This is a genomic window from Halobacillus litoralis (assembly GCF_009856355.1).
GTDB classification, from domain to species: Bacteria; Bacillota; Bacilli; order Bacillales; family Halobacillaceae; genus Halobacillus; species Halobacillus litoralis_B.
This window is the reverse complement of the sequence record NZ_WMEW01000012.1, coordinates 11,810-36,355: the sequence shown is the minus strand read 5'-3', so window position 1 is coordinate 36,355 and position 24,546 is coordinate 11,810. Positions and strand designations below refer to the sequence as shown.

Here is a 24,546-nt window from a genome sequence, read left to right as displayed (position 1 = left end):
TTTATGAAGAAAGTGGGTTTCTTTCAGTCGGTCCGGCTGAAGCTGATTGTTGTTTATATACTGCTTTTATTATTAGGCATCCAAGTGATTGGGGCCTATTTTGTTAGTCAGCTTGATAAACAGCTGACAAGTAACTTCACCAGTTCCATCGATAACCAGCTGAACTCCCTTACATTCAGTCTGCAGAATGCGTTTAACGCAGAACGTGACGGGGACAGTCCGACACTTGAGGATGAAGTGCAGGGGCTGATCAGTGATTTTATAGAAGAAACGCAGAGCATCAACCCGCGCAAGCTGCAGATCCTGAACAGCAATGCCAACATCATCGCCTCTGTCGGCACCCGGGATGATTCATCCGATATCGGAAAAAAGGTGACGGACTACCAGCTGACCAACGTGTTATTCATTGGCGAGGCGACCGAACCGAAGTTCAAACGGGAAGAGGGCAGCAATGACCGTGTCTATGTAGGCACTCGTCCGATTACCGATGAAACAGGCGAGGAAGTCCTCGGGCTTCTCCATTACGAAGTGTATGGAGATGACATCTCCAGGCAGATGGAGGAGATCAGCAGTATATTTGCCAAAGGGACGGTCTTAGCTATTGTCGTAACGGCTCTGCTCGGGATTTTGGTGGCGCGTACCATCACGAAACCATTGACGGAAATGAAGCGTCAGGCGCAGATTATGGCCACAGGGGACTTCTCTCAGAAGGTCAATGTCCGGGGAAATGATGAAATCGGCGAACTTGGACACGCCTTCAATGATATGAATGATAAACTCAAGCTTGCCCAGGCAACTACCGAAGGGGAGCGCAGGAAGCTGAGCTCTGTCCTTTCCAATATGTCGGACGGCGTCATTGCCACCGACCGGCTGGGTGCGATTATATTGATGAACGCGCCGGCTTCCAAGCTGATCGGCCAGCGCTTTGAGGATATCCAGGGGCAGTCCCTGATTGATGTTCTTGATTTGGGCGATCAGATTGAAGAAATGGGGGAAGTCGAAGAGACGAACTCCATGATTATCGATTTGAGTAACGACGAGAACCACCTGTTATTAAAAGCGAACTTCTCTGTAGTGGAGGATGAAAACAACGAAATGGATGGTTTCATTACAGTGATCAGTGACGTTACCGAACAGCAGCGCGTCGAACAGGAGCGCCGCGAGTTCGTTTCCAATGTTTCCCACGAACTCCGCACACCGCTGACGACGATGCGCAGCTATATCGAAGCGCTGAACGACGGAGCATGGCAGGACCCGGATATTGCTCCCCGCTTCCTGGATGTCACCCAGAATGAGACTGACCGCATGATCCGGCTCGTCAATGATCTGCTCCAGCTTACAAAAATGGATCATAAAGAGACGACGCTTATGAAGAAGCGTGTGGAGTTCATCAGCTTCTATGAAAGCATTATCGAGCGCTTTGAAATGAACAAGGATGATAAAGTGAACTTCGTCCGCAGCCTGACGAAGAAAAAGATGTATGTATGGATCGATAAGGATAAGATCACACAGGTGCTGGATAACGTGATTTCCAATGCCATCAAGTATTCACCTGAAGGCGGCAGCATTACCTTTGAGGCTTCCACAACGAGAAAACAGCTGCGGGTCAGCATTACAGATGAAGGTATTGGGATGCCCCCGGATACGGTCGATAAAATCTTCGACCGCTTTTACCGCGTAGATAAATCAAGAGCCCGGGAGATGGGCGGTACCGGTCTTGGTCTTGCAATTGCCCGGGAAATAATTGATGCCCACCACGGGAAAATATGGGCGGAAAGCCGTGAAGGAGAAGGAACGACCGTTTACTTTACTCTTCCGCTCATGAGTCAGAAGCGGAGGGATAAATCATGAATAGAGAAACGTTGAAATCGATCATTCTCGTTATTCTGATTGCCTTCAGTCTTGTATTGACCGTAGCCCTTTGGAGTTACCAGCCCGCTTCGGAAACATTGGAAGAGGGCGGAAGCACGGCAGACAACAAACTTACGGGAGTCGGTACAGAAGAGGAGCTTTCCGACTTATTGATTCCTGAAATGGTTGTCTATCACGAAAACTCTGATCATTTCACCTTCCCTGAACCGAATGGGAAAGCGAACTTTAATGATCAATTCAAGAAGTGGGCGCTGTCCAACTTTGATACGACCCCTGGTGAGGTTGATTTAAGTAACATCGATAAAGGCGTCGAGGTCATTTTTCCGACGTCGCTTCCGTTAAAAGTGATCAAGGACTTGTTTACAGTAAACAACAACGTCATTCTTGATAACTTCAATAAGAACTTTGAACGGGTCTTCCTCATCCAGAACGATGAACGCTCAACGTCCACCTATGAGCTGTGGTTCATTCAGACAAGCAGCCAGGGCGATGAAGTGACGCTGAAGGCCAGTGTCAATGCGAGTGCGGGGGACAGAGTGATCAAGGAATTTGAAGAACGGAATGACCTGACGGAAATTGTCCGCCTTGCTGATGAAATGCCGTCTACTGACGTGTCAAATGTCGGCGCCAACCATATTTATCTGCCGACAGATGACATCTTTGTCCCTCAGGTCGTTCTGCAGACGACGGCCGTGCCGGTCACACCGCTGCAGAATGATTTGTTCCCGTCGCCCTCCAGTACCATCTTCTATGAGGCGGGGGAAGGGATCAAACGGACGAAAACGAACGACCGGAGGCTGGATCAGAAGAAGGATGACCGGCTGATGGAGTTTCTATTTTTAACGACGAAGAGTATTAATGAATCGGGGATGACGGAGTATGATCTGCTGACCAGAAGTGTTCAGGACATCAACAGTCATCTCGGGTGGACGAACGAATTCCGGATCGAATCGTTATCCACCGGGCTGGATGAACTGAAATACCGTATGTATTTCAATGAATTCCCTGTCATGGAAAATGAGGAAACGGAAGGTTTCGCGCAGATCTCCCTGACGTATGAGGACAGCGATATTCAAAGCTACGACCGTCCGCTGATCAAGTTCGTCCGGACGCCGTATGAAACAGATTCGATGGCTGAACTGCAGTCCGTCGATGAAGTGATCAATCAAATTCAAAATTCCAATACGTATGATTTCAACAGCATCAAGAATATCGGCATCCGCTACACGTTGGAAGAACAGACGAACAATTTGGCCTATAATTTGATTCCGGAGTGGTATATCGAGACGGAATCCGAAAACTGGGCACCATTATTCAAGGAAGAGCCGATGCCTAATGGCAACGCAGCACCTTAAGAGGAAGGCGGGATAACGAATGCAGTGGGGCCAGATTAAATTATTGTTCATCCTCAGCTTTTTGATTCTCGACCTTTTCCTCTTGCAGCAATTTATTGAAAAACAGTCGCAGGATGTTCTGGGCCAGATTTCAACAGCTGAAGAGAATATTGAAACTGAATTAGCCGAAGACGGAATTACGATCGCCGACGGCGCCAACCCTCAGGAGCCGGGGGAAGTTTCGACGATTAAATCCTCCGGCAGTACATTCTCTGAGGAAATTCTCGGCCAAATTGAAGATATGGACGAGGAGGAGCAGACGGTTGAGGTATTGAATGAGAACCGCGTACTGAAAGTGGAACTGGATGACCCGGTTCCCGTTACAGAAGACAACGTAATTGATAAAGTCCGCAGCCTTGTACCGTTTTATTCCCAATATTCATTCTGGGGCTGGAATGAAGAAAACGGAGTGGCGCTCTTTTTCCAGAAAGCCAATGATCGTACGATTTACTTTAACAACAGCGGGTCGCTGCTCGTCACGATTGAAGACGGGGAGATTACCGGCTATGTAGCGACGATGCTTGCTTTCAACGAAGGAGAAATGACCATCGATTCTGAACAGGATGGGGCGGTCATCGCTCCTTTGAATGCTGTGAGGACCCTTCACAGGCAGGGGATGCTCCAGGACGGGGACGAGGTGACGTCGATGAGTATCGGTTATTACACCGAGATTTTCGTCGAGCCGAGTGAGGAAAAAGGTGAGCAGGTTTTTGCGCCTGCCTGGAAAGTGACCGTTAATGGAGAGCGGAGCCACTTTGTCTATGCCTTGACGGGAGGCGTGATTGACGTCGAGGAAGGGAATTTTATTGAAGAAGAGTTACAAACGTACGATCTTCAGGAAAATCCATTAGAGAGTACGACAGAGGAGAACGAAGAAAGTGAAAACAATTAAATGGAGTGTCTTACATCATGACCTTACGCTTTAGTGTACTGGCTTCAGGCAGTACGGGGAACGCGTTTTTTATTGAATCAGGGGACGAACGGATTTTGGTGGACGCCGGCTTGAGCGGCAAAAAAATGGAAGGGTTGATGGAGCAGGTGGACATCGACCCCGCATCGCTGTCGCGGATCCTCGTCACGCACGAGCACAGCGATCATATTAAGGGGCTCGGCATCATGGCGCGCCGCTACAACCTGCCTGTTTATGCCAACGAGAAGACGTGGCAGGCGATGGAAGGGCAGATCGGCAAGCTGTCACTGGACCAGAAGTTCCTTTTCGGAATGGAGGAAGTGCAGACATTCGGGGGCATCGATGTGGAAAGCTTCGCGGTATCCCACGATGCGGCGGACCCGATGTTTTATACGTTCCATCAGGACGGGAAAAAAGTGGCGCTGGTCACCGACCTTGGCTACGTGTCGGAGCGCATCAAAAAGACAGTGGAAGGTGCCGACGCCTATGTGTTTGAATCCAATCATGATGTCAGCATGCTTCGGATGGGACGTTATCCTTGGAATGTGAAACGGCGGATCCTCGGCGATTCCGGGCACGTTTCCAATGAAGATGCAGCGCTTGCGCTTACCGATATCATTACCGATCAGACGAAACGGATCTACCTGGCCCACCTGAGTCTGGATAACAATATGAAGGACCTGGCCCGGATGTCAGTCTCCAACATCCTTGAGGAACGAGGCTTCGAGCTTGGGACGAAGGTGGCTCTGCATGACACAGACCCTGCTGAAGCTACACCGATTTTTGAGGTTTAAAAGGTTTGATTTAGTTAAAAATAAGGGAACAATACCTATTGAAGTTCATAGGAGCGAAAGAAAGGTAAGGTGAAGCGGAGTGGGTTATTACGATGACCATTCACCCCATACACAGCAGAAAAGATCCCGCAGGCGCTGGGTCATGCCGACCATCGTCGGAGGGATATTAGGCGCTGTGCTCGTCCTGCTTGCTCTCCCCGCACTCGTCCAGACCGAGCTGCTTCCATACGATATGACGATTCCAGAGGATGAAAGCGGCCTCGTGGATGACAATCAGGGACTGACCGGCGATACGAAGAGTGTCTCAGTCGATGTAACGACACAGATTACAGATGTCGTCGAGCAGGTCACACCGACCGTTGTCGGTGTCGTCAATCTCCAGACGAGGGAGAATTTCTGGCAGGAGGGTGCTGAGGATTCCTCGCAGCAGGCAGGCGTCGGTTCCGGCGTCATTTATAAAAAGGAAGACGGTACCGCTTATGTGGTTACGAACAATCACGTTATTGAAGGTGCCAGTGAAATTGAAGTCGTTCTTGCTGATGAGACAAGGATTAAAGCCGAATTGATCGGCGGCGATGTATTCACAGATCTTGCTGTTTTGGAAATGCCGGGGGATCAGGTGGAGCAGGTCGCTGAGCTTGGCAGTTCTGAAAATCTAAAAGTCGGCGAACCGGCCATTGCCATCGGCAACCCGCTCGGCTTAAGCTTTGCCGGTTCCGTCACACAGGGGATCATCAGCGGGAAAGAGCGTGCGATCCCGCAGGATTTCAATGGAGATGGACTGGAAGACTGGCAGGCGGAAGTGATCCAGACCGATGCAGCCATCAACCCTGGAAACAGCGGCGGTGCGCTGATTAACATCGAAGGCCAATTGATCGGAATCAACTCGATGAAAATCGCCCAGTCATCTGTGGAAGGCATCGGTTTTGCTATTCCGATCGATTCAGCCAAACCGATCATCGATGAGCTCGAGCAGAAGGGACAGGTCGACCGTCCATATATCGGTATTGAAGCCTACGGACTGGATGAAGTGCCTACATCCGAATGGAACAACACATTGAACCTTCCTGAGGATGTGGAGGGCGGCCTTTATATCCGCAGCATCCGTCAGATGTCACCAGCGGCGAAAGCCGGTCTTGAACCACTGGACGTGATCACAGCCCTTGATGGTGAACCTGTTGAAGATATCATTGATCTCAGAAAGTATTTATACAATGAGAAAGACCCTGGAGAAGAGATGGACATCACCTACTACCGCGATGGAGAGCAGCAGACAACGACGATCACTCTCGGTTCACAGGAATAAATCATAAAAAAGAGTACCTTCCGGCGAAGGTACTCTTTTTTGATGGTCAGAAATCGACATTCTTCTGTCTCATTCAACAACTATTTATCCACAGCCTGTGCATAGAGTTCTGGATAACTGTCATATATGGTAGGGAACGTATATTCCGATACCATATAGCCGAAGGGAATGTGAATATGTGGATAAAATCTGTGTATAACCTGTTTATATCTAAGTAAACCCTGTGAATATCAGAAAATTAACAAGGTTTGTGCATAAGTCTGTGGACAGTTGTGGGTAACTACTTTCGTTAGTGCTTGTTTTCCACATGTGTATGAAACTCAAACCTTCCCGCTTGAGTTTTCGATCGCTCCTGCGAAAATAATGTCTAATGCTAACGCCTTTCGTGACTCCATTTTCAGGAGGCGGTTTTTCCGGATTTTGAAATGTTGAACTTCTTCCTGTAGTAGGCATTGAAGCTGTAGATCAGTGGCGTCAGGACAGCGGCAGGCAGAAACCAGAGCCAGATGCTCACACTTGAAATGTTCAGCAGTCTCGGAGCTCCGAAGACGACAAAAGCCGTGATGGTGGCAATGGAGCAGCCGATCAGGTTTCCGTAGTGCTCAAAATACCAGTGCATTTTTGTTTTGGGCGGCGTGAGCCAATAGGACAGCTGCCCACTGCCGAGGAACAAACCTAAAATCGGGAAAAACTTCAACAGCGCAATATCGTATATCCAGCCGACTGCCATTGTGATGAGAGACATGATGACGAGCAGACCGGATGCCCCTAAATCATAAGGACTGCGGTGAGCTTTCGTCCGGCGCTTCAAACGCAGGACACGAATCCCCATCCAGGCCGTGGCTGCACTTAATACAGCGATGAATAATAAGAAAAAGGAAAAGGCCTGTTCCATTGAGGAGCGCTGCGGCTCCATAAAAAGCCGGTATAGTCCCATAAATAAGGCGCTGGCCGCAACAGTATACATCGCCCAGACGTAAACCCAGCCGACTTTCCGATGGACACGGCCGCCCTTTTTCGTCACAAGAGGTATCCAGAATACCGTCAGGGCGGTAAACCCGGCAGCGATATGAATCAGTAATATCATTGAAAATAAAGACATGGTTTTCACTCCTCTCTACTCTACCAGTTATACGCAACGAAAGAAGGGAATTCCTGCATTCTTAACGATTTTTACAAAGAAACGACCATCCCCTGCTGCGATGATGAAGGTTTGTCGTTTTATGTAGACGGGTGGAGATCGCTGTCTTCGGAAATATCAATATAAAATTGGGAAAGAACTTTCCTTGTCAGTCACCAGCTCTTTATTTTCACTCTGTACCCCTTAATCTAAGCGGTTTTCGATACTATATGATAACCCTTGCAGTTTTCAAATAATTAAAAATTCTGTTTGACTAGCTTTATGAAAAGGTTTACAATCCGAGTTAAGGAAAGTTCTTTCCTAAATTTCATTTATCTAGGAGGCGTTTGTTTTGAATACATTGAACATTGGATTGATCGGAGCAGGAAGAATGGGAGCCTTTCACGGAGAAACCATAGCCCAGCGTTTGCCCGGCGCACAATTGTATGCGGTTGCAGATCCGGTACCCAACGCAGCGGAACAGCTCGTCCACACGCTGAATACAACAGCGAAGGTGTACACAGATCCTATGGAATTGATCAAGGACCCTGAAGTAGAGGCCGTGGTTATCGTGTCTCCGGCAAAAACGCATGCTGCGAATGTTCTTGCTGCCATCCGGCACGGGAAAGCGGTTTTCTGTGAGAAACCGATGGCGATTACCATGGAAGAAGCAGATGAAATCGTCCAGGCGGCGGATGAGCATCAAACGTTCCTACAAGTTGGTTTTAACCGTCGTTTTGAAAAAGGGTTCCGCGCTGCCCATCGTGAGATTGCTGAAGGACGCATCGGCACACCACAGCTCTTGAAATCGAATACGAGGGATCCGGAGCTTCAGGGAGCAGAGTCGAAGCCGCAGTGGACGATTTTCCTGGAAACGCTCATTCACGATTTTGACGCCCTCCGCTACTTGAACCCGGGTGCCCAGCCGGTGGAAGTTTATGTAGCCGCCGATGCGCTTGTCCGACCGGACCTTAAGGAAAGCGGTCTGCTGGATACAGCCGTTGCGACAATCAAGTTTGACAACGGCGCCATTGCAACAGCAGAAGCAAGCTTCCAGGCTGTGTATGGATATGACGTCCGAGCCGAAGTTTTCGGATCTGAGGGGATGATTACAGCTGGAGGCATCCGCGAATCCAGTATGACACGTTATAATAAGGACGGGGTCAGCTATGATACAAGCCGTTATGACCAGCATTTATTGTTTGAAGCGTATGTAGAAGAGCTGCGGGCCTTTGTCGACGGTGTCGTACACAAGCATCCTTCCTATGCGACAGCTGAAGATGCCAGATGGGCACTGAAGATCGCGCTTGCCTGTATTGAATCCGTCCAGACAAATCAGCCTGTTCAAATTCCAAAACCAGCACTCGTTTAACCTTAGGCTGTCCTGACTCAGGCAGCAGAGAGAAAGGGGCAGCAAATAATGAAAGTCACCATTTATGATGTAGCAGAAAAAGCCAGCGTATCGATATCCACCGTATCCAAGGTGTTGAATGAAAAAGGAAACATTAATGAAAAAACGAAACAGCGTGTGTACGACGCCATCAAGGCGCTCGATTATAAGCCGAGTGTCGTACTTTCTGTCCAAAAAGCAATGAAGACGATCGGTGTCCTCATCCCGGATATCTCCAATCCGTTCATGGCGGAAGTGACGAGAGCCGTGGAGGACAGCGGCCGGAAGAAAGGCTTCAACGTCATGATCTGCAGTACAGACAACGATCCGGATAAGGAAGAGGAATATATCACGATGCTGCAGCAGAAGTACCTCGACGGGATGATTATAGCCACCGGCTTGAAAAACAGCCGTGCGCTGAACAAGCTGAAGAAAAGTGAAGTTCCTGTTGTGCTGCTGACGAGGGACGTCCCTAAGTTTCCAGCGCATTCGGTGATGGTGGATGATTTCCAGGGCGGTTATGATGCAGGCACCTACCTGGCTGAACTTGGACACAAACGGGTGGCGGCCTTGATGGAGGATGTGGATGTACCGTCCATCAAACAACGGTTTTATGGCTTGAAAGAAGCCCTCCAGGCCTGTAACGTGCCTATGACGGAAGCGTCCACACGCTATGCCTCCCATTCGCTTGCCGAAAGTAAACAAGCGGCGCTTGATCTGCTGTCACAGGAAATCACTCCTACGGCCATTTTTGCATCAACCGAGATTCTGGCCGTCGGCGTTCTGCAGGCAGCTAAGGAAAAAGGGCTCAAGGTGCCGGAGGATTTATCCGTCATCGGGTTTGATAACAGCATCCTTGCCCAGGTCACCGATCCGCAGCTGACGACGATCGGTCAGCCGGCTCAGAAAATGGGGGAAAAAGCGATTGAGCTGTTCGTCGAAGAACTGCTCGATAAGAAGGAGAAGGAAGAAAAAATTGTACAGCGGCTGGTACTTACCCCGTCGTTGATCGAACGCGAATCAACCGCCCGTCTTACATAGAACAGACGGGGACTATAGAACGGAGGAATACAATGACTCGAGATTACGGCTTGTGTTTATGGACGTTTGGAGATATCGATTTTGAAAAGAAGTGCCGCCTTGCTGCTGACATAGGGGTAGACGGCGTGGAAGTGCAGGGGGATGTCTCCCAGAACCCGGAAGAGTTAAAAAAAGTTCTTGATCAGTACGGGCTTAAAATTTTATCCATCACCCCGGACAATGTCGATATATCCAGTGCCGAAGATCAAGTGAGAAAGGAAGCGGTCCAATACTTCCTGGATCTGATCAGCTGGGCCGATGAGCTCGGTGCGGACAGAATCTGCCTGCACGGGGACGTCGGTAAAGTCCGCGGCAGCGGCGATGAAGAGAAGGACTGGAGGCTTCTTGTGGAAAGCTCCACTGAAATTATGAAAAAAGCAGAAGCCCACAACATGGAAGTCGTGTTTGAAGTCTTGAACCGGTATGAAAACCACCAGATTGTCACAGGAAAAGAAGCCCTGGATTTGATTGAAGCGGTTGGAAGTTCCCAATTGAAAGTGCTGCTCGATGCCTACCACATGAATATCGAAGAAGCAGCCCCAGCTGAGTCTTTGAAGGCGGTCGGCCGGCAGCTTGGTGTCTATCACATCGCCGATTCGAACAGACAGGCCGTCGGAAACGGCAACGCCGATCTGGCAGAGCAGGTTCAGACGCTCGATTACATCGGCTATCAAGGACCGATCATCATGGAAATGACCGCTGCAGGACCGGATCCGTTCACACCGGTCAAAGGCGCTGACTACCTGGATGTGATCACCGGCTATTACGAGACATCCCTTGATAAATTGAAGCAGTGGGAAGGCACACCGGTCAAAAGCTGACGGTCACTTGAAATTTGAAAGCGCTGTCTGAACGACATTACGTATAAAGGTGGGGTTCACGTAATTATGACAAAGCATTTGAAGTATATGATCTTTTTATCTGTTGTCGCTGCTTTAGGCGGGCTGTTGTTCGGATATGATACAGCTGTCATTTCGGGAGCGGAGCAGTCTCTTGAGGTGTATTTCATCGACAGTCTCGGCTTGAACAGCTTGTTCCAGGGATTGACGGTATCCAGTGCCTTATTCGGATGTATCATCGGCGGACTGATCAGCGGAGTGCTCTCCAACCGCATCGGACGGAGAAATTCCCTCATTACAGCTGCTGTGCTGTTCTTTTTGTCCGCCCTGCTTTCGGCGTATCCTGAATTTTTATTCTTCACGAAAGGCGATCCATCCATCGGACTTTTTATCATGTTTAATCTGTACCGCATTATCGGCGGGATTGGTGTCGGACTGGCCTCCGGTCTTGGACCGCTTTACATCAGTGAAACATCACCGGCCAAGATCCGCGGCAAGCTGGTGACGCTAAACAACCTGGCCATCATTTTCGGTATGCTCGTCGTCTATATCATCAACTGGCGGATTGCTGCCGGACAGAGTACCGCGTGGATCCATGATATCGGCTGGCGCTACATGTTCGCTTCTGAAGCCATCCCTGCGCTGTTATTCTTCGGATTGTTATTCTTAGTACCGGAAACACCGCGTTACTTGATTTTGAAAAACAAAGACGAAAAAGCGATGGATATTTTAACGAAGGTCAACGGCTCAAAAGAAAAGGCGAAAGCAATTTTCGATGAAATCAAAGAAACCGTTCAGAAGGAAGGCAAAAAGAAGGCACGCGTCTTTTCCTACGGCAAGCTTGTCGTCATTGTCGGAATTTTACTGGCTGCTGCCCAGCAGTTCGTCGGTATCAACGTTATCCTGTACTACGCGCCGCGTATTTTCGCCAACATGGGGGCATCGGCAGACGGATCGATGATGCAGACCGTTCTGATTGGTGTCGTCAACTTCATTTTCGTATTGATTGCGCTGCTGCTTGTTGAAAAAGTCGGAAGAAAACCGCTCCTGCTGATCGGATCGGTCGGTATGGGTGTGGGGATGTTCGGCATATCCGCCCTGTCCTTCGCTGATTCCCTTGGACTTGGCGCACTGTTGTTCATTCTCCTGTACGTCGCTTTTTACAACCTTTCCTTCGGCCCGCTCGTCTGGGTGCTGGCATCGGAATTGTTCCCGAACAAGATTCGCGGACAGGTCATGGCGATTACTGTAGTAGCAAACTGGGGAAGCAACTTGTTGATTTCATCCACATTCCCGTCGCTGCTTGAAATCGGTGCAGGCGTCGCCTACGGTTTTTACGGCGTAATGTGTGTCCTTTCCTTCCTATTCGTCTGGAAGCTCGTTCCGGAAACGAAGGGAAAAACACTCGAGGAAATCGAAGAACATTGGACAAGCAAAGCGGAAGATCAATCATCTGCCGGCTATTCCACACTGGAAGAAAGAAAAGCTTAACTGGAAGCGGTTATAGAAAGAGGGATATACAATGGAGCGTTATTCATGTGAAGGTGACTTGGAAGGACCCCTTTTCGTATACGAGTTTCGACCAAAAAACAGCACACGAAAGGATCCAGCCAAATCAGAATCATTTTATCACATGCGTTCCGGAAGAAAAACGCAAACGCACTGAGGATAGAAAAAAAGCCAGCCCGGCATCAGGCTGGCTTTTTTCTGTTTCAGGGTTGAAGGCGGTCGCTGTTCCACGTCTTTTTGATGATTTTCGTTAAGGCAAGGACAGCGATCAAGTTAGGAACCACCATCAATGCGTTGAACGTATCGGCCATCTGCCAGACGAATTCCACCTGGACGACGGCTCCTGTGACGATAAACAGCAGCACGAACGCGCGGTACGCCGGCACGGCTTTTTCTCCGAACAGGAACTTCACGTTGACTTCTCCGAAGAAGGCCCAGCCGAGGATCGTCGTAAAGGCGAAGAACAAGAGGCAGATCGCGATAAACGGAATACCGAATTCACCGAGTCCGCGGGCGAACCCTTCCTGCGTAATCGCACTTCCTTCAAGCCCTGCTTTATGGGCACCGGTTACGAGTACGACGAGGGCGGTCATCGTACAAATGATCACAGTGTCGATGAATACACCGACCATAGCGACAAGGCCCTGGTGGGACGGACGCTTCACTTGAGCGACCGCATGGGCGTGCGGGGTGGACCCCATTCCAGCTTCGTTCGAGAACAATCCGCGGGCAATGCCGTAACGGATCGCTTCTTTCACCGTTGCACCGAGCACACCACCGCCGGCGGCCTCCGGACTAATCGCAGCCTGTACAATCAGCTGCAGCGTCGGCAGCACCTGATCCCAGTATTCCACCATGATGACGAGGCTTCCGCCGATGTACAACAGCGCCATGACAGGGACGACATTTCCGGCAAAGGTGGAAATCCGGTCAATTCCGCCGAATAAGATAAGACCAATTAAAATAGCAATCACAATACCAAGACCGAGATTGAGACCGAACGAGGAGGCATCCAGCGCCTGGTTCATCGCCGTAGCGATCGCGTTGGACTGCACCATGTTTCCGACAAAGCCGAGCGCAATGATGATGGCTACAGCGAAAAAGCCGGCCAGCCATTTGCTGCCAAGACCGTCACGGATGTAATAGGCCGGACCACCGTAGACGGATCCATTTTTCTTTACCTTATAGAGCTGGGCAAGGACCGCTTCGGCAAAAATCGTCGCCATGCCGAAGAACGAGCTGATCCACATCCAGAAAATCGCACCGGGACCACCGGCAGCAATCGCTGTGGCGACACCAGCCAGGTTTCCGGTTCCGACCTGCGCGGAAATCGATGTGGCGAGCGCCTTGAATGAATGGATGCCTTCCTGCTTTTCCTTCTTGAAAAGCGGTGCGAAGGTAATCTTGAAGCCTTTACCAAGGAAGCGCACCTGGATGAAGCGGAGCTGGAAGGTGAGCCATACACCGGTTCCGAGGAGGAAGACGAGCATGACAGGTCCCCACAGAACACTGTTTATATCTTTAAAAAGTTGCGTCAACTGTTCCACTTTTTTAATGTCCTTTCTTTCTTTAATGTATAACCATAATAAAGAGTATCGCACGTGGAAGCGTTTCACAGCAAGTGACATTTATTGAAAAACCGGCGATTTCAAGCGATTTTCGACTGTTTTTTCACATCCCTGCCTTTCCTTTTTGTAAAATCCTTCTATACAATAGATGAAAAAGGGGGAGACGATGATCGATTTACGAAGGGATACGGTAATGAAACCGACCGATGCCATGCGCCGGGCCGCTGTTGAAGCAGAGGTGGGGGAATGAGGTGTATGAAGAATATTCAAATTTTCCTCATGTAATTGAATGTAGGTAGATGAAGAAAAAACTCCTGAAGCCAACCCATAGAAAGAAGGTGACTCTACATGCTGAAGCGTTATTTCATTCGTGCGTTGTGGACGATGATCCTATCGACTCTTCGGTTTTTCACTCATTTAATGGTTCGAAAAAGGAACATATTGAATAGAGAGAAGAAACCATACAAAGAAACGGTCAAAAATATGAAATTTTTAGAGGAAATGCTGTTAGAGAATAACTACTTAGACAAGAATTATCATGACCTGACTGATAAAATGAATCACAAAGCAGCTGAGAAGGCTGTCAATGCTTTTGTATCTAAAAAGGAAAAGCGGGAGGATGAAGACTTCTATTTTCTTGTGGCTCAAGAATGGGTCAAGGAATTGGATAAGAAGAGCTTCTGGACTTCTCTTGTTTTTTTAGGTTTGTTCTTTGCTTTATGCGGTGCTACGATCGGGCTCACTCAAATCGTGGGAGACATTCAAGGGAACGCCGTGTGGGTTATAGTGACAGCTCTCTTCTCCTCCATCGTCCTTGGCATTTTTAATTCCCTGCGGAGCCGAGGGTGGAGAAGGTGGTCCATGTTTTTTGCCCACGTACTGACCATTTCGTCTTTCTTCTTTCTCATTATCTTCTTCAGTTAGTACGGATGTTATAAAAAATTCCTGTCTGAACGCGATCCGTACATGAATGACAATATCCCCCGTGAATGGGCACGGGGGATTGATTGATTTAGACGAGGGCTGGTGTCCGGTTGTAATCCTGCTGTGCTTCAAGGCCCGCCTTGTTCAAGAAGTTCCATGGCTGGTTGAAGTGCGGCTGGAAGAAGAAATCGACGTAGGCGAGCTGGTCGATCGTCATGCCGGCCTGGATGCAGACACTCAACGTATTGATGGACTGCGTCACATCAGCTTTGGACAGAACCTGGGCACCGAGAATTTTCCTTGTTTCCGGATCGATCGATACTTTCAGCTTCACATGTTCCGCTGTCGGCATGAACGCCGGGCGGTGCGTATCTTCTATTGTGAAACTTTTCACATGTGCATCTAAAAGTTGAGCAGATGTTTCTGTCAGCCCCGTGGATGCCATGTTGTAGTCGTAAATGTGCAGACCGGATGTGCCCTGGGTGCCTCCATGGGGCATGACCGGCTCCATGATGTTGCGGGCGGCGAGTGTTCCCATACGGACCGCGTTCGTTGCGAGTGGGATATAGGCGTGTTTTCCAGTCGGGTTGTACGTCACGGCACAGCAGTCTCCCGCTGCAAAAATATCAGGATGGCTCGTCTGCATATATTCATTGACGATGATCGCACCGTTATCGAGCGTGTCGACGATTCCTCTGACAAGATTGGTATTCGGACGGAATCCGACACACATGATGACAAGATCGGTCTCATAGCTTCCGCTGTTCGTAATCACACGTCCGACCTGGCCGCCGCTCCCTTCAAACCGCTGGACAGTTTCATTCATCGCTAACGTAATCCCGCGGTTTTCGAAGTCCTCTTCGACGATGGATGTGAATGCCTCATCAAGGTATTTATTCAAAATCCGGTCCGCTCCGTCAATCAGTGTCACCTCTTTACCCGCTTTTTCAAAGGCTTCGACAAGCTCGACACCGATATAACCAGCTCCGACGACGGTCACTTTTTCGGCGTGTTCCGCCCGTTCAATGATGGTATTCGCCTGGTTGTAGTTTTTCGCAAGCAGGATGTTCTCAAGAGCGATGCCTTCGATCGGCGGTGTCACCGGCCATGAACCGGTCGTAATCACTAATTTATCATAGGAATCGGTGAGGTGTTCACCGGTCACAAGGTTCTCAGCGTAGATGGTTTTCGCTTCAGCATCAATGTCTTTCACGTCGTGCTGCATCCGGATCGTAACGCCGAGCTTCTGCAGCTCCTCCGGAGAAGAATAAAAGAGTCCCTGCGGGTCTTCGACGACTCCGCCGACATAGAGAGCGAGTCCACAGGATAGAAAGGAGACGTTATCGTTTCGTTCATAAACGGTAATCTGAGCTTCAGGATACATGTTCGCCATATTCGTCACCGCAGCGGTTCCTGCGTGGGTACTTCCAATTACTGCAATCTTCATGGAATAGATCCTCCTTATAAGCTCATGTGAAATACTTCACATGTTAACTGTAATTGTATTATAAAACGGTTTGAAGGAGAATACAACCCTTTTGCTCACTATTTCACAATATAAAAGAGAACCCGCCGGAAAGCCGGCGGGGCAGGGGTTATTCCTTATCCTTGCGGGAGAACGTTTTATTTTTCACTTTCTTGAAGGCTTCAGAGGACGTATCCACCGTTTTGTCGATGGCTTCGGTGCTTTTTTCGGACGCTTTTTTAATGATGTTCCCCGATGAATCGACGGTTTTGCCGATCAGGCCGCCTTCACCGGTAATCGATTTGATGACCTTTCCGGACGAATCGACCGTCTGCTGGACGATGTTGTTGGCCTCTTTGGTCACCTGCTTGAAGAAGCCGTCTTTTTCCTTAGAGCTGCGTTTTTCACTCATGTGAACATCTCCTCCTTGGAATCAATGGCTTACCCTTTATACATATGTATCCGTGACGCTCCTATGACAGAAGAAAAGGAATCTGATTCGGACGTCGTGCGCCGGAGGTCCTCATTATGAAGCGGATGTTAACGCTCTGTGAGAATCGTGCTAACTTCACGTTTTCAGGCAGGAAATCGAAGGTGGATATGGAAAGAATCGGTGTAAGGCCACATAACAAACAAGGGAGTGCACATGATGAAGAAATTATTTTTGATCCTCTTTAGTCTTGTCTTTTTCACCGGGGGGCCGGCCCTGAACGCGGCCGGAAACCTGTCTGTCCAGGAAGCGATGCAGACGTCGAACGGGACCGATGTGACCGTGGAGGGGTACATTGTCGGCGTCCCGGTATCCCAGTCGGCCGTGGAGCAGAGCGATTTTTCCTCGAATTATGCCCTCGCGCTTGCGGATGATGCCGGCGAAACCGATATGAACGACATGATTCTGGTCAAATTGGATTCCGAATACCGCTATGAGTGGGGACTCCAGAACAACCCCGGGCTGATGGGAGAAAAAATCGTCGTGGACGGCACCCGTGATGCCTACTTCGGCCATGAAGGCGTCGAATACGTAAGCTCGATCACCAATTCGTCCGGTGACTGCGGCGGCGGCACCGGAAGCGGGGACGGAGACGGCTCGACGTCCGGGGACTACTACAGCAGTGCGGATGGATTGACGGGGGATGCGTTGAAGCAGGAGCTGCACAACGTCATCGACGATCACACGGAGCTTTCGTATTCCGATGTATGGGATGCGCTTCGTCATACCGATGAAGATCCGAACAACGCAGGCAACGTCCTGCTTTTGTACACAGGGAACTCGATGTCCAAGTATGACAACGGCGGGTATGTCGATGATTGGAACCGCGAGCACGTCTGGGCGAAGTCCCACGGCGATTTCGGCACGAGCATGGGAGCCGGTACCGACATTCACCATCTTCGTCCGACCGATGTATCGGTGAACTCCGCACGAAGCAACCTTGATTTTGATAACGGCGGATCGGCTTATGCCGACGCCCCGGATACGTATTCGGACAGCGACTCCTGGGAGCCCCGCGATGAGGTCAAAGGGGATGTGGCCCGGATGATTTTCTATATGGCCGTCCGCTATGAAGGTGATCAGGGTGAGCTGGATCTTGAAATTGCCGATTACACCGGAACGAGCGGTCCATACTTAGGGAAGCTTTCCACATTGAAAGAATGGCACGAGAGCGATCCGGTCGACAGCTTTGAGCGTAACCGGAACGAAATTATTTTCAGTGACTATCAAGGTAACCGCAACCCGTTCATTGACCACCCGGAATACGTGGAACAGATCTGGTAATGAGAACCCCCCGGAAGCGGCCTGCTTCCGGGGGTTCTGCATTCTTTCATTCTTACAGCAGGGAGGTCAGTCTTGATGTGTGCTATTGTATCTGAACTTATGTAAATGTATCTCCAACCTGTTAGAGTTCTTCATGATATTCTTCCTTGTTGTACAACCGGAAGATACATTGATTCAGTCCCGGAAAGTGGGGGACTTAACAAAAAGCTGCTCCGGTTTTTTACGAACGATTTTTCTTCAACATCTGGTAGGTACCAAGGACAAGCAGTACAGCTGCGACGATGAGTTCGGTCCTGAATATCATGGGAAAGCCAGTGAAGACATGCGCCTCCATTGGTCCGCCACTCCCCAAAGTCTCTAAGTTCTGCAACATGAGCCATTGGCTGTACATCATCACTATACTGTAATGAACAAAAGAACCGAATAAAAGAAAGACACCATATTTTATAAAGTTCACGTTCTATCAACTCCTCTTCTAAACAACACTTCTGTCATCTAATTATTCATGGATTACCTGAGACAGACAACCCTGGGAAAGCAACTAATAATAAACGATTTTATTCCAAAACAGTATCTTCCGTCTTAACGTCCTTTTTGGGGGCTTTTCTTATATGCTGATAAAAAGGGAGGGGAGCACCAGCCGATCTTCTGTTTACCCACATATCCTTGAATAGGTGGAAATCCTTATATTCATTTAAGTCACAGCTGCTCCAAAAAAATAAAGGACTCCCGCCCCCGTCCGGCGTAAGTAATAGGAATGGGATTTGTTAACGAAAAAAGGGGGCAGACGGATGGATGTACGATTCCGCAGCGACGGCCGGTTTTTCAATCACCGCGCCGCCGGCATACTGATCGAGCAGGGGCATGTGCTGTTACATAAACGAAAGAAAGATGCCTACTGGGCCCTGCCGGGTGGCGGTATTGAGCTTGGCGAGGATTCGATGAATACGATCATCCGTGAGATGAGGGAGGAACTCGGCTGGGAGGTTGAGGTCGAGCGTACGGTCTGGATTGCCGAAAGCTTTTTTCCTCACCGCGGGGAAGCGCTGCACGAAGTGGCTTTTTACTATGCGCTGGAAACGAAGGAGCCCAAGTTCAGAGCCGGACCTTTTCACGGAAAAGATGGCGATCGTCTTATCTATCAGTGGATTGCTCTGGATGATCTGTCCCTGCATGAGGTGAAGCCGGCGTTTCTTAAGAAGTCGCTGCTGGAAATTCCAGATCATCTGATGCATCTGATCCTGAAGGAAACGTTCTAAGCGGACGGGCGGGCTCGTACACTATGACGAATGCGTATGTCAGGGAGGGCAGGCAGTGAAGAAAAAATTTATCACATGGACGTTCATTCTCTACGGCCTCTATAGTCTGGTGCTGGGCCTGTATTTTTTCCAGTGGTCGAACCCCGGCGTACCTCCGGAATACGAAGGGACCGCCGCCGATCCGGCGACATTTATGACGGCGAGGGAGCTTGAACTCAGTCAGGAATACTCGACCTATCAGAACTTCCTCTCCTTTCTCGGCGAGCCGTTGGAGTGGATCGTCTATCTCGGTGTAATGGTTTTCGGCGCGTCGATCGTCTTCAAGCAGTTCGGGGAAAAGGTATCACGCTTCCGGACCATCCAAATTCCGTTGTTTGTGCTGCTGTTGTCGACGCTGACATCGATCCTGTTATTCCCGATCGATTACGTAAAGCGGCGCTTGTCGGTGGAGTACGGCATTTCCACCCAGAGCTTTTCAAGCTGGATGCGCGATGAGCTGCTCAGCTTCTGGATCGGCTGGCTCATCATGGCCGTTCTCATTACCGTCTTATATTTCTTAATGAAAAAATTCGAGAAGCGCTGGTGGCTGATCGCCTGGCTGCTGATGATTCCGTTTCTCATTTTTATGATGTACCTGCAGCCCGTCGTCATCGACCCGCTGTATAATGATTTCGGTGAACTGCAGGATAAACAGCTTGAGGAAAAAATTCTCACGCTCGCCGATGAAGCGGATATTCCCGCTGACCGTGTCTATGAAGTGAACATGTCGGAGAAAACGAACAGTATGAACGCCTACGTGAACGGCATCGGCTCCAATCTCCGCATCGTTTTATGGGATACGACGCTGAACCGGCTTCAGGAAAATGAAGTGCTTTTCATCATGGCGCATGAAATCGGCCATTACGTCATGAATCACCTGTACTGGAATCTCGCCGGTGCGATCTTCGCCACCTTCCTTGGACTGCTGGTGACCTATCACCTGCTGCGGTGGGCGGTGCGGCGCTACGGGGAAAAGCTCGGCTTTACGAAGGTGTCCGAGATTGCGAGTCTGCCGATGTTTTATTTGATCCTGACGCTGCTCTCTTTCCTTGCAAGTCCTGTGGAGCTTGCAATCTCACGGAACGCGGAAGGGGATGCCGACCGTTATGCGATTGAGATGACCCAGGATACAGAAGCGGCTGTCGGGTCCTTCCAGGAGCTCACCGTCAACGGCTTGAGTGACGTCGATCCGCCGGCGCTTGTGAAGTACCTGCGCTACGGACATCCGACGATGATGGAGCGGATCCATATGCTCGAAAACTATGAGCTGAGCGATGAGGAGTAGACCCAAGCCCCCGCATGTCCGGGGGCTTGTTTTATTCAGAGCGCTTGCTTATTTTTCACAATCTGCAGCTGATACAGGATGCGCGCCAGGCGCTCCCGGTTCTTTTCGCTGATTTCGATGAACTCCACCCCATAGACAACGGCGGAGCTTGATAACTCCTCGTGTTTCCGGGCCATCCGGGCCTGCAGGGTAAAGTCTTCGTCATCCAAGGAAAAGTGCAGGGAAATTGTGATGTTCTCCTGGATCGGGATGTTGTACGCTGATGAAAATTTCAAGCCGGTGAGGCTGATGTTCTCGATATAGCCGGTAAAGTATTTCTGGTTCAAGGCTTTGAACCGTTTGGTATCGATATCAATGATGATGATTTTGCTTTCGATATGGGGGACATCGACCCGGAGGCTTCTTTTTACGTACGGCTGTTTCGACGGGGGGACGCTTCCTGCGGTGGGCTCGGCAGCTGTTGGAGCGTCCGCTGCCTTTTTCTTAAGCAGATCCTTCATTAATAACACGGTGAACAGGACAATAATCAGGGCTTCTGCCCATACGATATAAACCAAGACAACCACCTCGTCATTCTTCAAGTGTATCCCGGTTCTCTCTCAATGTTCCGGGCGAAATATAATATGGATGCAGCCTCCTGGTTTTTCATCTTTTGAGTAGCCTTCCACTCCTTTTGTAGGTATTTTTATCTATATTATGGCATGATAAAAGTATTTACTTTTACATATATCATATTTATTTTAAGAAAAGCTGTGATTTTTACAAAACGTGAGTGGAAAGGAGGCTGCTTATAACACTTCCTTTATTTATGGATCTCCTGCATGGTAATGTTTAGATGATATATCAAAGGGGAGCGTGATCGTTTGTTAACAAAGTGGAAGGCTGTGCTGGTTCTTTTTACTATTTTGTTCATTTCAGCGTGCAGTTCAGAAAGTACACCAGAGAAGGCTGATGAGCCGGAAGAAAAAGTGGAGGAAGAATCTTCTTCTAATGATGAAAAGGAACCTGAAATCGTGGAAACCGACCGGGGGAATTTTGAAATGGTCTCCACCGCCGAAGATATAGGTACATATGAAACAGGACCTGTTACCTTGGATTTCGCAGCGGCAAGCCTTGTTACAGGCACCTATACCGATGATTTGTTTATCGACTTGATTGGCAGAGAAGACGTAGAGTACTTGAATCTGGGAATGGACCTTGCCGTGTCCAATAAGGATATTATTTTCACATGGGATCATTTCCGTGTGGAGACAGGTACGGGTGAAATGGTTGATCCGGATGAGAAGATGAGTGATGGCCTCGTGGAACGTATTTTCCGTGAAGAAGGTGTTTCAAGGTTGTTCACGTTCTTCTTTGATGAAACGAACGTGAAGGATATTGAGGAACTGACCCTCTATGTCAAAGCTCCGACTGATCAAACAGGAAACCCTTTAGGCGATGATCTGGAGATTGATCTTCCTTTGCATCCATAATGCAGGAACCTCCCTCGTTCATGAGGGAGGTTTTTCCTCTTTTTCCCGCTCCAGACGATCCAGCCGCTCTTTCAATCTCTTATCCTCTCTTTTTGCCTGCTCCGCTGTATAAAAAGCACCAACAGCCAGAGATAAGGCGATCCAGCTCCATAACCCGTCCATAACGAACACCTCCTTTTTCTATCCTATCATGGTAAAAAAAGGAGGCGGGGTATCTAGCCACTACGGGACTCTTTTGATAGACTCAAAGTAGCGACTATTGAAAACGTTATCATATAAAGGAGTGACCCAGGATGCCATCGATGCTTGAGGAGCGCAATCATGTGCTGGAAACGCTGTTTGGCAATGTGAAGCACTGTATCGTCGTCGTCGACCGGGACGGACGGATTTCCTATATGAATGAAAGCTACGGCCGTTTTTTGGAAGTCGATCCAAAAGAGATCGCCGGCCGCCACGTCACCGAAGTGATCGAGAATACGCGGATGCACATCGTCGTCGACACCGGGGAGGAGGAGATGGCCGATCTCCAGAAGATCCGCGGCGATTATATGATCGCCCACCGGATTCCGCTCCAGGAGGACGGCGAGGTGATCGGGGCCCTCGGCATGGTGCTGTTCCGTGATACCGATGAATGGAAAATCATGAACACCCACATCAAGGACCTCCTGCTTGAGCTCGAGACGTACCGCAGCCAGATGCAGCACGTGAACGGGGCCAAGTATTCGCTTCATGACATCATCACCACCTCACCGGAAGTGCTGCAGGTCAAGGAAAAGATCCGCAAAACCGCCTACAGCGACGTGTCGGTGCTCGTCCGCGGCGAAAGCGGGACAGGGAAGGAATTGTTCGCCCACAGCATCCATCACTTGAGTGAGCGGAGCCAGCAGCCGTTCATCAAGGTGAACTGCGCGGCTATCCCGGAGCATTTGATCGAAGCGGAGCTGTTCGGCTACCAGGAAGGAGCGTTTACCGGTGCGAAAAAAGGCGGCAAGCCGGGCAAATTCCAGCTCGCCCACGGCGGCACGCTGTTCCTTGATGAAATTGGCGACATGCCGCTCCACGCCCAGGTGAAAATCCTCCGTGCCCTGCAGGAAGGCGAAATCGAAGCGGTCGGCGCAGAGAAGCCGCAGGCCATCGACGTCCGCATCATCGCCGCCACCAACCGGCCGCTCGAAGCGCTCATCAAGGAGGACAAATTCCGGGAGGATCTCTTCTACCGCATCAATGTCGTCCAGATCGATATTCCGCCACTCCGCAGACGCCGGGGCGACATCAAGGTGCTCACGAAGTTTCTGTTGAAAAAGCTCAGTGACCGGACCGGCAAACGGATTGAGACGCTCGCCCCGGACGTGGAGGCTCTCTTTAACAAACACGACTGGCCGGGGAATGTCCGTGAGCTGGAAAACGTCATTGAATCCGCCATTCATATGACCGACGACGGGGAAATCCGTTACCGAGACCTGCCGGATTATCTGTCATCCTCAGGAAACGGCCAGCGCGCCGGACAGACGCTCAAGGACGTGGTCGAGGAAGCGGAAAAAACGGCGATCCTCCGCGCGATCGAAGAAGCGGACGGTGACAAATGTACAGCCGCCGACCGCCTCGGCATCGGCAAATCAAGCCTGTATGACAAAGTGAAAAAGTACGACCTGTAAGCCATTCCAGATTTCAGGAATCCGTTCCGGAAATCCGGAATGGGTTTTTTTATGCCGTTTTGTAAGGGTTTTCATGAATGGCAAATCATTTTTTCCATAAATCCGGAAACCGGAAAACCAGATTCCTTTAGTACCGCGGTTGAAAAGTTGGCATGAAACTTGCATGTAGAAGGGTGGAAGGGGTGGAAACCAATATGAAACACATTCACACATCATTTCAGGAAGCAGTTAAGGACATAAACGATCACTCAACGATTATGGTCGGAGGATTCGGACTCGTCGGAATCCCGGAAAATCTCATTTTGGCACTCGTCGAATCGAACGTGAAGCATCTCACCGTCATCAGCAACAACTGTGGCGTTGACGACTGGGGTCTCGGCCTGCTTTTGGAAAACAAACAGATTGATAAGATGATCGGCTCCTACGTCGGCGAAAACAAGGAATTCGAACGTCAGGTGCTCGCAGGCGAACTGGAAGTCGAACTCACGCCGCAGGGAACGCTCGCAGAACGCATCCGCGCAGGCGGCGCCGGCATTCCTGCTTTCTATACACCGGCAGGCGTCGGAACACCGATTGCGGAAGGAAAAGAAGTGCGCACCTTCGACGGCAGGGACTACCTGCTGCAGACCGGACTCACCGCTGATGTCAGCCTCGTCCGTGCCCTGAAGGGTGACAAGCACGGCAACCTCATTTATAACAAAACGGCGCGCAACTTCAATCCGATGATGGCCGCTGCCGGGGCCGTCACGATCGCTGAAGTCGAAGAGCTGGTCGAGCCGGGCGAACTTGATGCCGATCAGATCCACACGCCGGGCATCTACGTACAGGGACTCATTGAAGGTCAGCAGGAAAAACGCATCGAACGCCGGACCGTACGCACTCATGCATAAC

23 protein-coding genes are annotated in these 24,546 nt (G+C 49.8%); 16 read left to right on the top strand and 7 right to left on the bottom strand.

Annotated elements, in window-relative coordinates:
• The first annotated feature begins 3 nt into the window (after positions 1-3).
• The 5 genes from walK to GLV97_RS15605 all read left to right on the top strand — a co-directional run bounded on the left by walK (position 4) and on the right by GLV97_RS15605 (position 6,276).
• Positions 4-1,851, top strand: a complete 1,848-nt coding sequence (gene walK, locus GLV97_RS15625; protein WP_160837569.1) for a cell wall metabolism sensor histidine kinase WalK — start codon at positions 4-6, stop codon at positions 1,849-1,851.
• The gene (locus GLV97_RS15620) at positions 1,848-3,227 is read left to right on the top strand and encodes a YycH family regulatory protein (protein WP_160890073.1); all 1,380 of its coding nucleotides are present in this window, start codon (positions 1,848-1,850) and stop codon (positions 3,225-3,227) included. Before walK ends, GLV97_RS15620 begins: the two co-directional genes overlap by 4 nt.
• 19 nt (positions 3,228-3,246) lie before the next feature.
• Positions 3,247-4,158, top strand: coding sequence for a two-component system regulatory protein YycI (locus tag GLV97_RS15615; RefSeq protein WP_160837565.1), 912 nt, complete (start codon positions 3,247-3,249; stop codon positions 4,156-4,158).
• 17 nt (positions 4,159-4,175) lie between these two features.
• On the top strand, positions 4,176-4,970 hold the full coding sequence (locus GLV97_RS15610; RefSeq protein WP_160890072.1) for an MBL fold metallo-hydrolase: 795 nt from the start codon (positions 4,176-4,178) through the stop codon (positions 4,968-4,970).
• A gap of 79 nt (positions 4,971-5,049) precedes the next feature.
• Complete coding sequence (locus tag GLV97_RS15605; RefSeq protein ID WP_337194113.1) at positions 5,050-6,276, top strand: S1C family serine protease; 1,227 nt, start codon at positions 5,050-5,052, stop codon at positions 6,274-6,276.
• 397 nt (positions 6,277-6,673) lie between these two features.
• On the opposite strand, the gene GLV97_RS15600 is transcribed toward GLV97_RS15605, so the two are convergent.
• Entirely contained in the window at positions 6,674-7,378 is a 705-nt protein-coding gene (locus tag GLV97_RS15600) for a DUF2306 domain-containing protein (RefSeq protein WP_160890071.1), read from the bottom strand.
• A 370-nt stretch (positions 7,379-7,748) separates the two neighbouring features.
• On the opposite strand from GLV97_RS15600, the gene GLV97_RS15595 reads away from it, so the two are divergent.
• The 4 genes from GLV97_RS15595 to xylE all read left to right on the top strand — a co-directional run bounded on the left by GLV97_RS15595 (position 7,749) and on the right by xylE (position 12,196).
• On the top strand, positions 7,749-8,768 hold the full coding sequence (locus GLV97_RS15595) for a Gfo/Idh/MocA family oxidoreductase (RefSeq protein ID WP_160837559.1): 1,020 nt from the start codon (positions 7,749-7,751) through the stop codon (positions 8,766-8,768).
• Positions 8,769-8,816: 48 nt separating this feature from the next.
• Positions 8,817-9,827: a LacI family DNA-binding transcriptional regulator gene (locus tag GLV97_RS15590; RefSeq protein WP_160890070.1), complete on the top strand. Its 1,011-nt coding sequence runs from the start codon at positions 8,817-8,819 to the stop codon at positions 9,825-9,827.
• Between the two features lie 32 nt (positions 9,828-9,859).
• Positions 9,860-10,687, top strand: a complete 828-nt coding sequence (locus tag GLV97_RS15585; protein WP_160890069.1) for a sugar phosphate isomerase/epimerase family protein — start codon at positions 9,860-9,862, stop codon at positions 10,685-10,687.
• Positions 10,688-10,753: 66 nt separating this feature from the next.
• A complete protein-coding gene (xylE, locus tag GLV97_RS15580; protein ID WP_202410661.1) occupies positions 10,754-12,196 on the top strand; it encodes a D-xylose transporter XylE in 1,443 nt (480 codons plus the stop codon).
• A gap of 221 nt (positions 12,197-12,417) precedes the next feature.
• Here the strand turns inward: xylE and GLV97_RS15575 are convergent, their stop codons facing one another.
• Entirely contained in the window at positions 12,418-13,761 is a 1,344-nt protein-coding gene (locus GLV97_RS15575) for an amino acid carrier protein (RefSeq protein WP_160890068.1), read from the bottom strand.
• A gap of 369 nt (positions 13,762-14,130) precedes the next feature.
• On the opposite strand from GLV97_RS15575, the gene GLV97_RS15570 reads away from it, so the two are divergent.
• A complete protein-coding gene (locus tag GLV97_RS15570; RefSeq protein WP_160837551.1) occupies positions 14,131-14,706 on the top strand; it encodes a hypothetical protein in 576 nt (191 codons plus the stop codon).
• Positions 14,707-14,794: 88 nt separating this feature from the next.
• Here the strand turns inward: GLV97_RS15570 and GLV97_RS15565 are convergent, their stop codons facing one another.
• A complete protein-coding gene (locus tag GLV97_RS15565) occupies positions 14,795-16,153 on the bottom strand; it encodes an FAD-dependent oxidoreductase (RefSeq protein ID WP_160890067.1) in 1,359 nt (452 codons plus the stop codon).
• Positions 16,154-16,301: 148 nt separating this feature from the next.
• Positions 16,302-16,583 (bottom strand): hypothetical protein, encoded by a 282-nt coding sequence (locus GLV97_RS15560; protein ID WP_160890066.1) that lies wholly within the window; start codon positions 16,581-16,583, stop codon positions 16,302-16,304.
• A 237-nt stretch (positions 16,584-16,820) separates the two neighbouring features.
• Between GLV97_RS15560 and GLV97_RS15555 the strand changes: the two genes are divergently transcribed.
• Positions 16,821-17,945, top strand: coding sequence for an endonuclease (locus GLV97_RS15555; protein WP_160890065.1), 1,125 nt, complete (start codon positions 16,821-16,823; stop codon positions 17,943-17,945).
• A gap of 220 nt (positions 17,946-18,165) precedes the next feature.
• Here GLV97_RS15555 and GLV97_RS15550 read toward each other — a convergent pair whose 3' ends face one another.
• Positions 18,166-18,402, bottom strand: a complete 237-nt coding sequence (locus GLV97_RS15550; protein ID WP_160890064.1) for a hypothetical protein — start codon at positions 18,400-18,402, stop codon at positions 18,166-18,168.
• Positions 18,403-18,736: 334 nt separating this feature from the next.
• Between GLV97_RS15550 and GLV97_RS15545 the strand changes: the two genes are divergently transcribed.
• Positions 18,737-19,204: an NUDIX hydrolase gene (locus GLV97_RS15545; RefSeq protein ID WP_160890063.1), complete on the top strand. Its 468-nt coding sequence runs from the start codon at positions 18,737-18,739 to the stop codon at positions 19,202-19,204.
• A gap of 55 nt (positions 19,205-19,259) precedes the next feature.
• Complete coding sequence (locus tag GLV97_RS15540; protein WP_160890062.1) at positions 19,260-20,528, top strand: M48 family metalloprotease; 1,269 nt, start codon at positions 19,260-19,262, stop codon at positions 20,526-20,528.
• A gap of 35 nt (positions 20,529-20,563) precedes the next feature.
• Here the strand turns inward: GLV97_RS15540 and GLV97_RS15535 are convergent, their stop codons facing one another.
• Entirely contained in the window at positions 20,564-21,085 is a 522-nt protein-coding gene (locus GLV97_RS15535) for a PilZ domain-containing protein (protein WP_160890061.1), read from the bottom strand.
• 306 nt (positions 21,086-21,391) lie between these two features.
• Here GLV97_RS15535 and GLV97_RS15530 point away from each other — a divergent pair, with 306 nt between their 5' ends.
• Positions 21,392-22,000, top strand: coding sequence for a hypothetical protein (locus GLV97_RS15530; RefSeq protein ID WP_160890060.1), 609 nt, complete (start codon positions 21,392-21,394; stop codon positions 21,998-22,000).
• An 18-nt stretch (positions 22,001-22,018) separates the two neighbouring features.
• Here the strand turns inward: GLV97_RS15530 and GLV97_RS15525 are convergent, their stop codons facing one another.
• Complete coding sequence (locus GLV97_RS15525; RefSeq protein ID WP_160890059.1) at positions 22,019-22,162, bottom strand: LapA family protein; 144 nt, start codon at positions 22,160-22,162, stop codon at positions 22,019-22,021.
• A 131-nt stretch (positions 22,163-22,293) separates the two neighbouring features.
• Between GLV97_RS15525 and GLV97_RS15520 the strand changes: the two genes are divergently transcribed.
• Both GLV97_RS15520 and GLV97_RS15515 read left to right on the top strand, forming a co-directional pair.
• A complete protein-coding gene (locus GLV97_RS15520) occupies positions 22,294-23,655 on the top strand; it encodes a sigma-54 interaction domain-containing protein (RefSeq protein WP_237418641.1) in 1,362 nt (453 codons plus the stop codon).
• A gap of 194 nt (positions 23,656-23,849) precedes the next feature.
• A complete protein-coding gene (locus GLV97_RS15515) occupies positions 23,850-24,545 on the top strand; it encodes a CoA transferase subunit A (protein WP_160890058.1) in 696 nt (231 codons plus the stop codon).
• Position 24,546 lies beyond the last annotated feature (1 nt).

Bases quoted from the DNA above. Each gene is read 5' to 3' on its own strand.
- walK (WP_160837569.1), top strand. From the start codon at position 4: ATGAAGAAAGTGGGTTTCTTTCAGTCGGTCCGGCTGAAGCTGATTGTT.
- GLV97_RS15620 (WP_160890073.1), top strand. From the start codon at position 1,848: ATGAATAGAGAAACGTTGAAATCGATCATTCTCGTTATTCTGATTGCC.
- GLV97_RS15615 (WP_160837565.1), top strand. From the start codon at position 3,247: ATGCAGTGGGGCCAGATTAAATTATTGTTCATCCTCAGCTTTTTGATT.
- GLV97_RS15610 (WP_160890072.1), top strand. From the start codon at position 4,176: ATGACCTTACGCTTTAGTGTACTGGCTTCAGGCAGTACGGGGAACGCG.
- GLV97_RS15600 (WP_160890071.1), bottom strand. From the start codon at position 7,378: ATGTCTTTATTTTCAATGATATTACTGATTCATATCGCTGCCGGGTTT.
- GLV97_RS15590 (WP_160890070.1), top strand. From the start codon at position 8,817: ATGAAAGTCACCATTTATGATGTAGCAGAAAAAGCCAGCGTATCGATA.
- GLV97_RS15585 (WP_160890069.1), top strand. From the start codon at position 9,860: ATGACTCGAGATTACGGCTTGTGTTTATGGACGTTTGGAGATATCGAT.
- xylE (WP_202410661.1), top strand. From the start codon at position 10,754: ATGACAAAGCATTTGAAGTATATGATCTTTTTATCTGTTGTCGCTGCT.
- GLV97_RS15570 (WP_160837551.1), top strand. From the start codon at position 14,131: ATGCTGAAGCGTTATTTCATTCGTGCGTTGTGGACGATGATCCTATCG.
- GLV97_RS15565 (WP_160890067.1), bottom strand. From the start codon at position 16,153: ATGAAGATTGCAGTAATTGGAAGTACCCACGCAGGAACCGCTGCGGTG.
- GLV97_RS15560 (WP_160890066.1), bottom strand. From the start codon at position 16,583: ATGAGTGAAAAACGCAGCTCTAAGGAAAAAGACGGCTTCTTCAAGCAG.
- GLV97_RS15555 (WP_160890065.1), top strand. From the start codon at position 16,821: ATGAAGAAATTATTTTTGATCCTCTTTAGTCTTGTCTTTTTCACCGGG.
- GLV97_RS15545 (WP_160890063.1), top strand. From the start codon at position 18,737: ATGGATGTACGATTCCGCAGCGACGGCCGGTTTTTCAATCACCGCGCC.
- GLV97_RS15525 (WP_160890059.1), bottom strand. From the start codon at position 22,162: ATGGACGGGTTATGGAGCTGGATCGCCTTATCTCTGGCTGTTGGTGCT.
- GLV97_RS15520 (WP_237418641.1), top strand. From the start codon at position 22,294: ATGCCATCGATGCTTGAGGAGCGCAATCATGTGCTGGAAACGCTGTTT.
- GLV97_RS15515 (WP_160890058.1), top strand. From the start codon at position 23,850: ATGAAACACATTCACACATCATTTCAGGAAGCAGTTAAGGACATAAAC.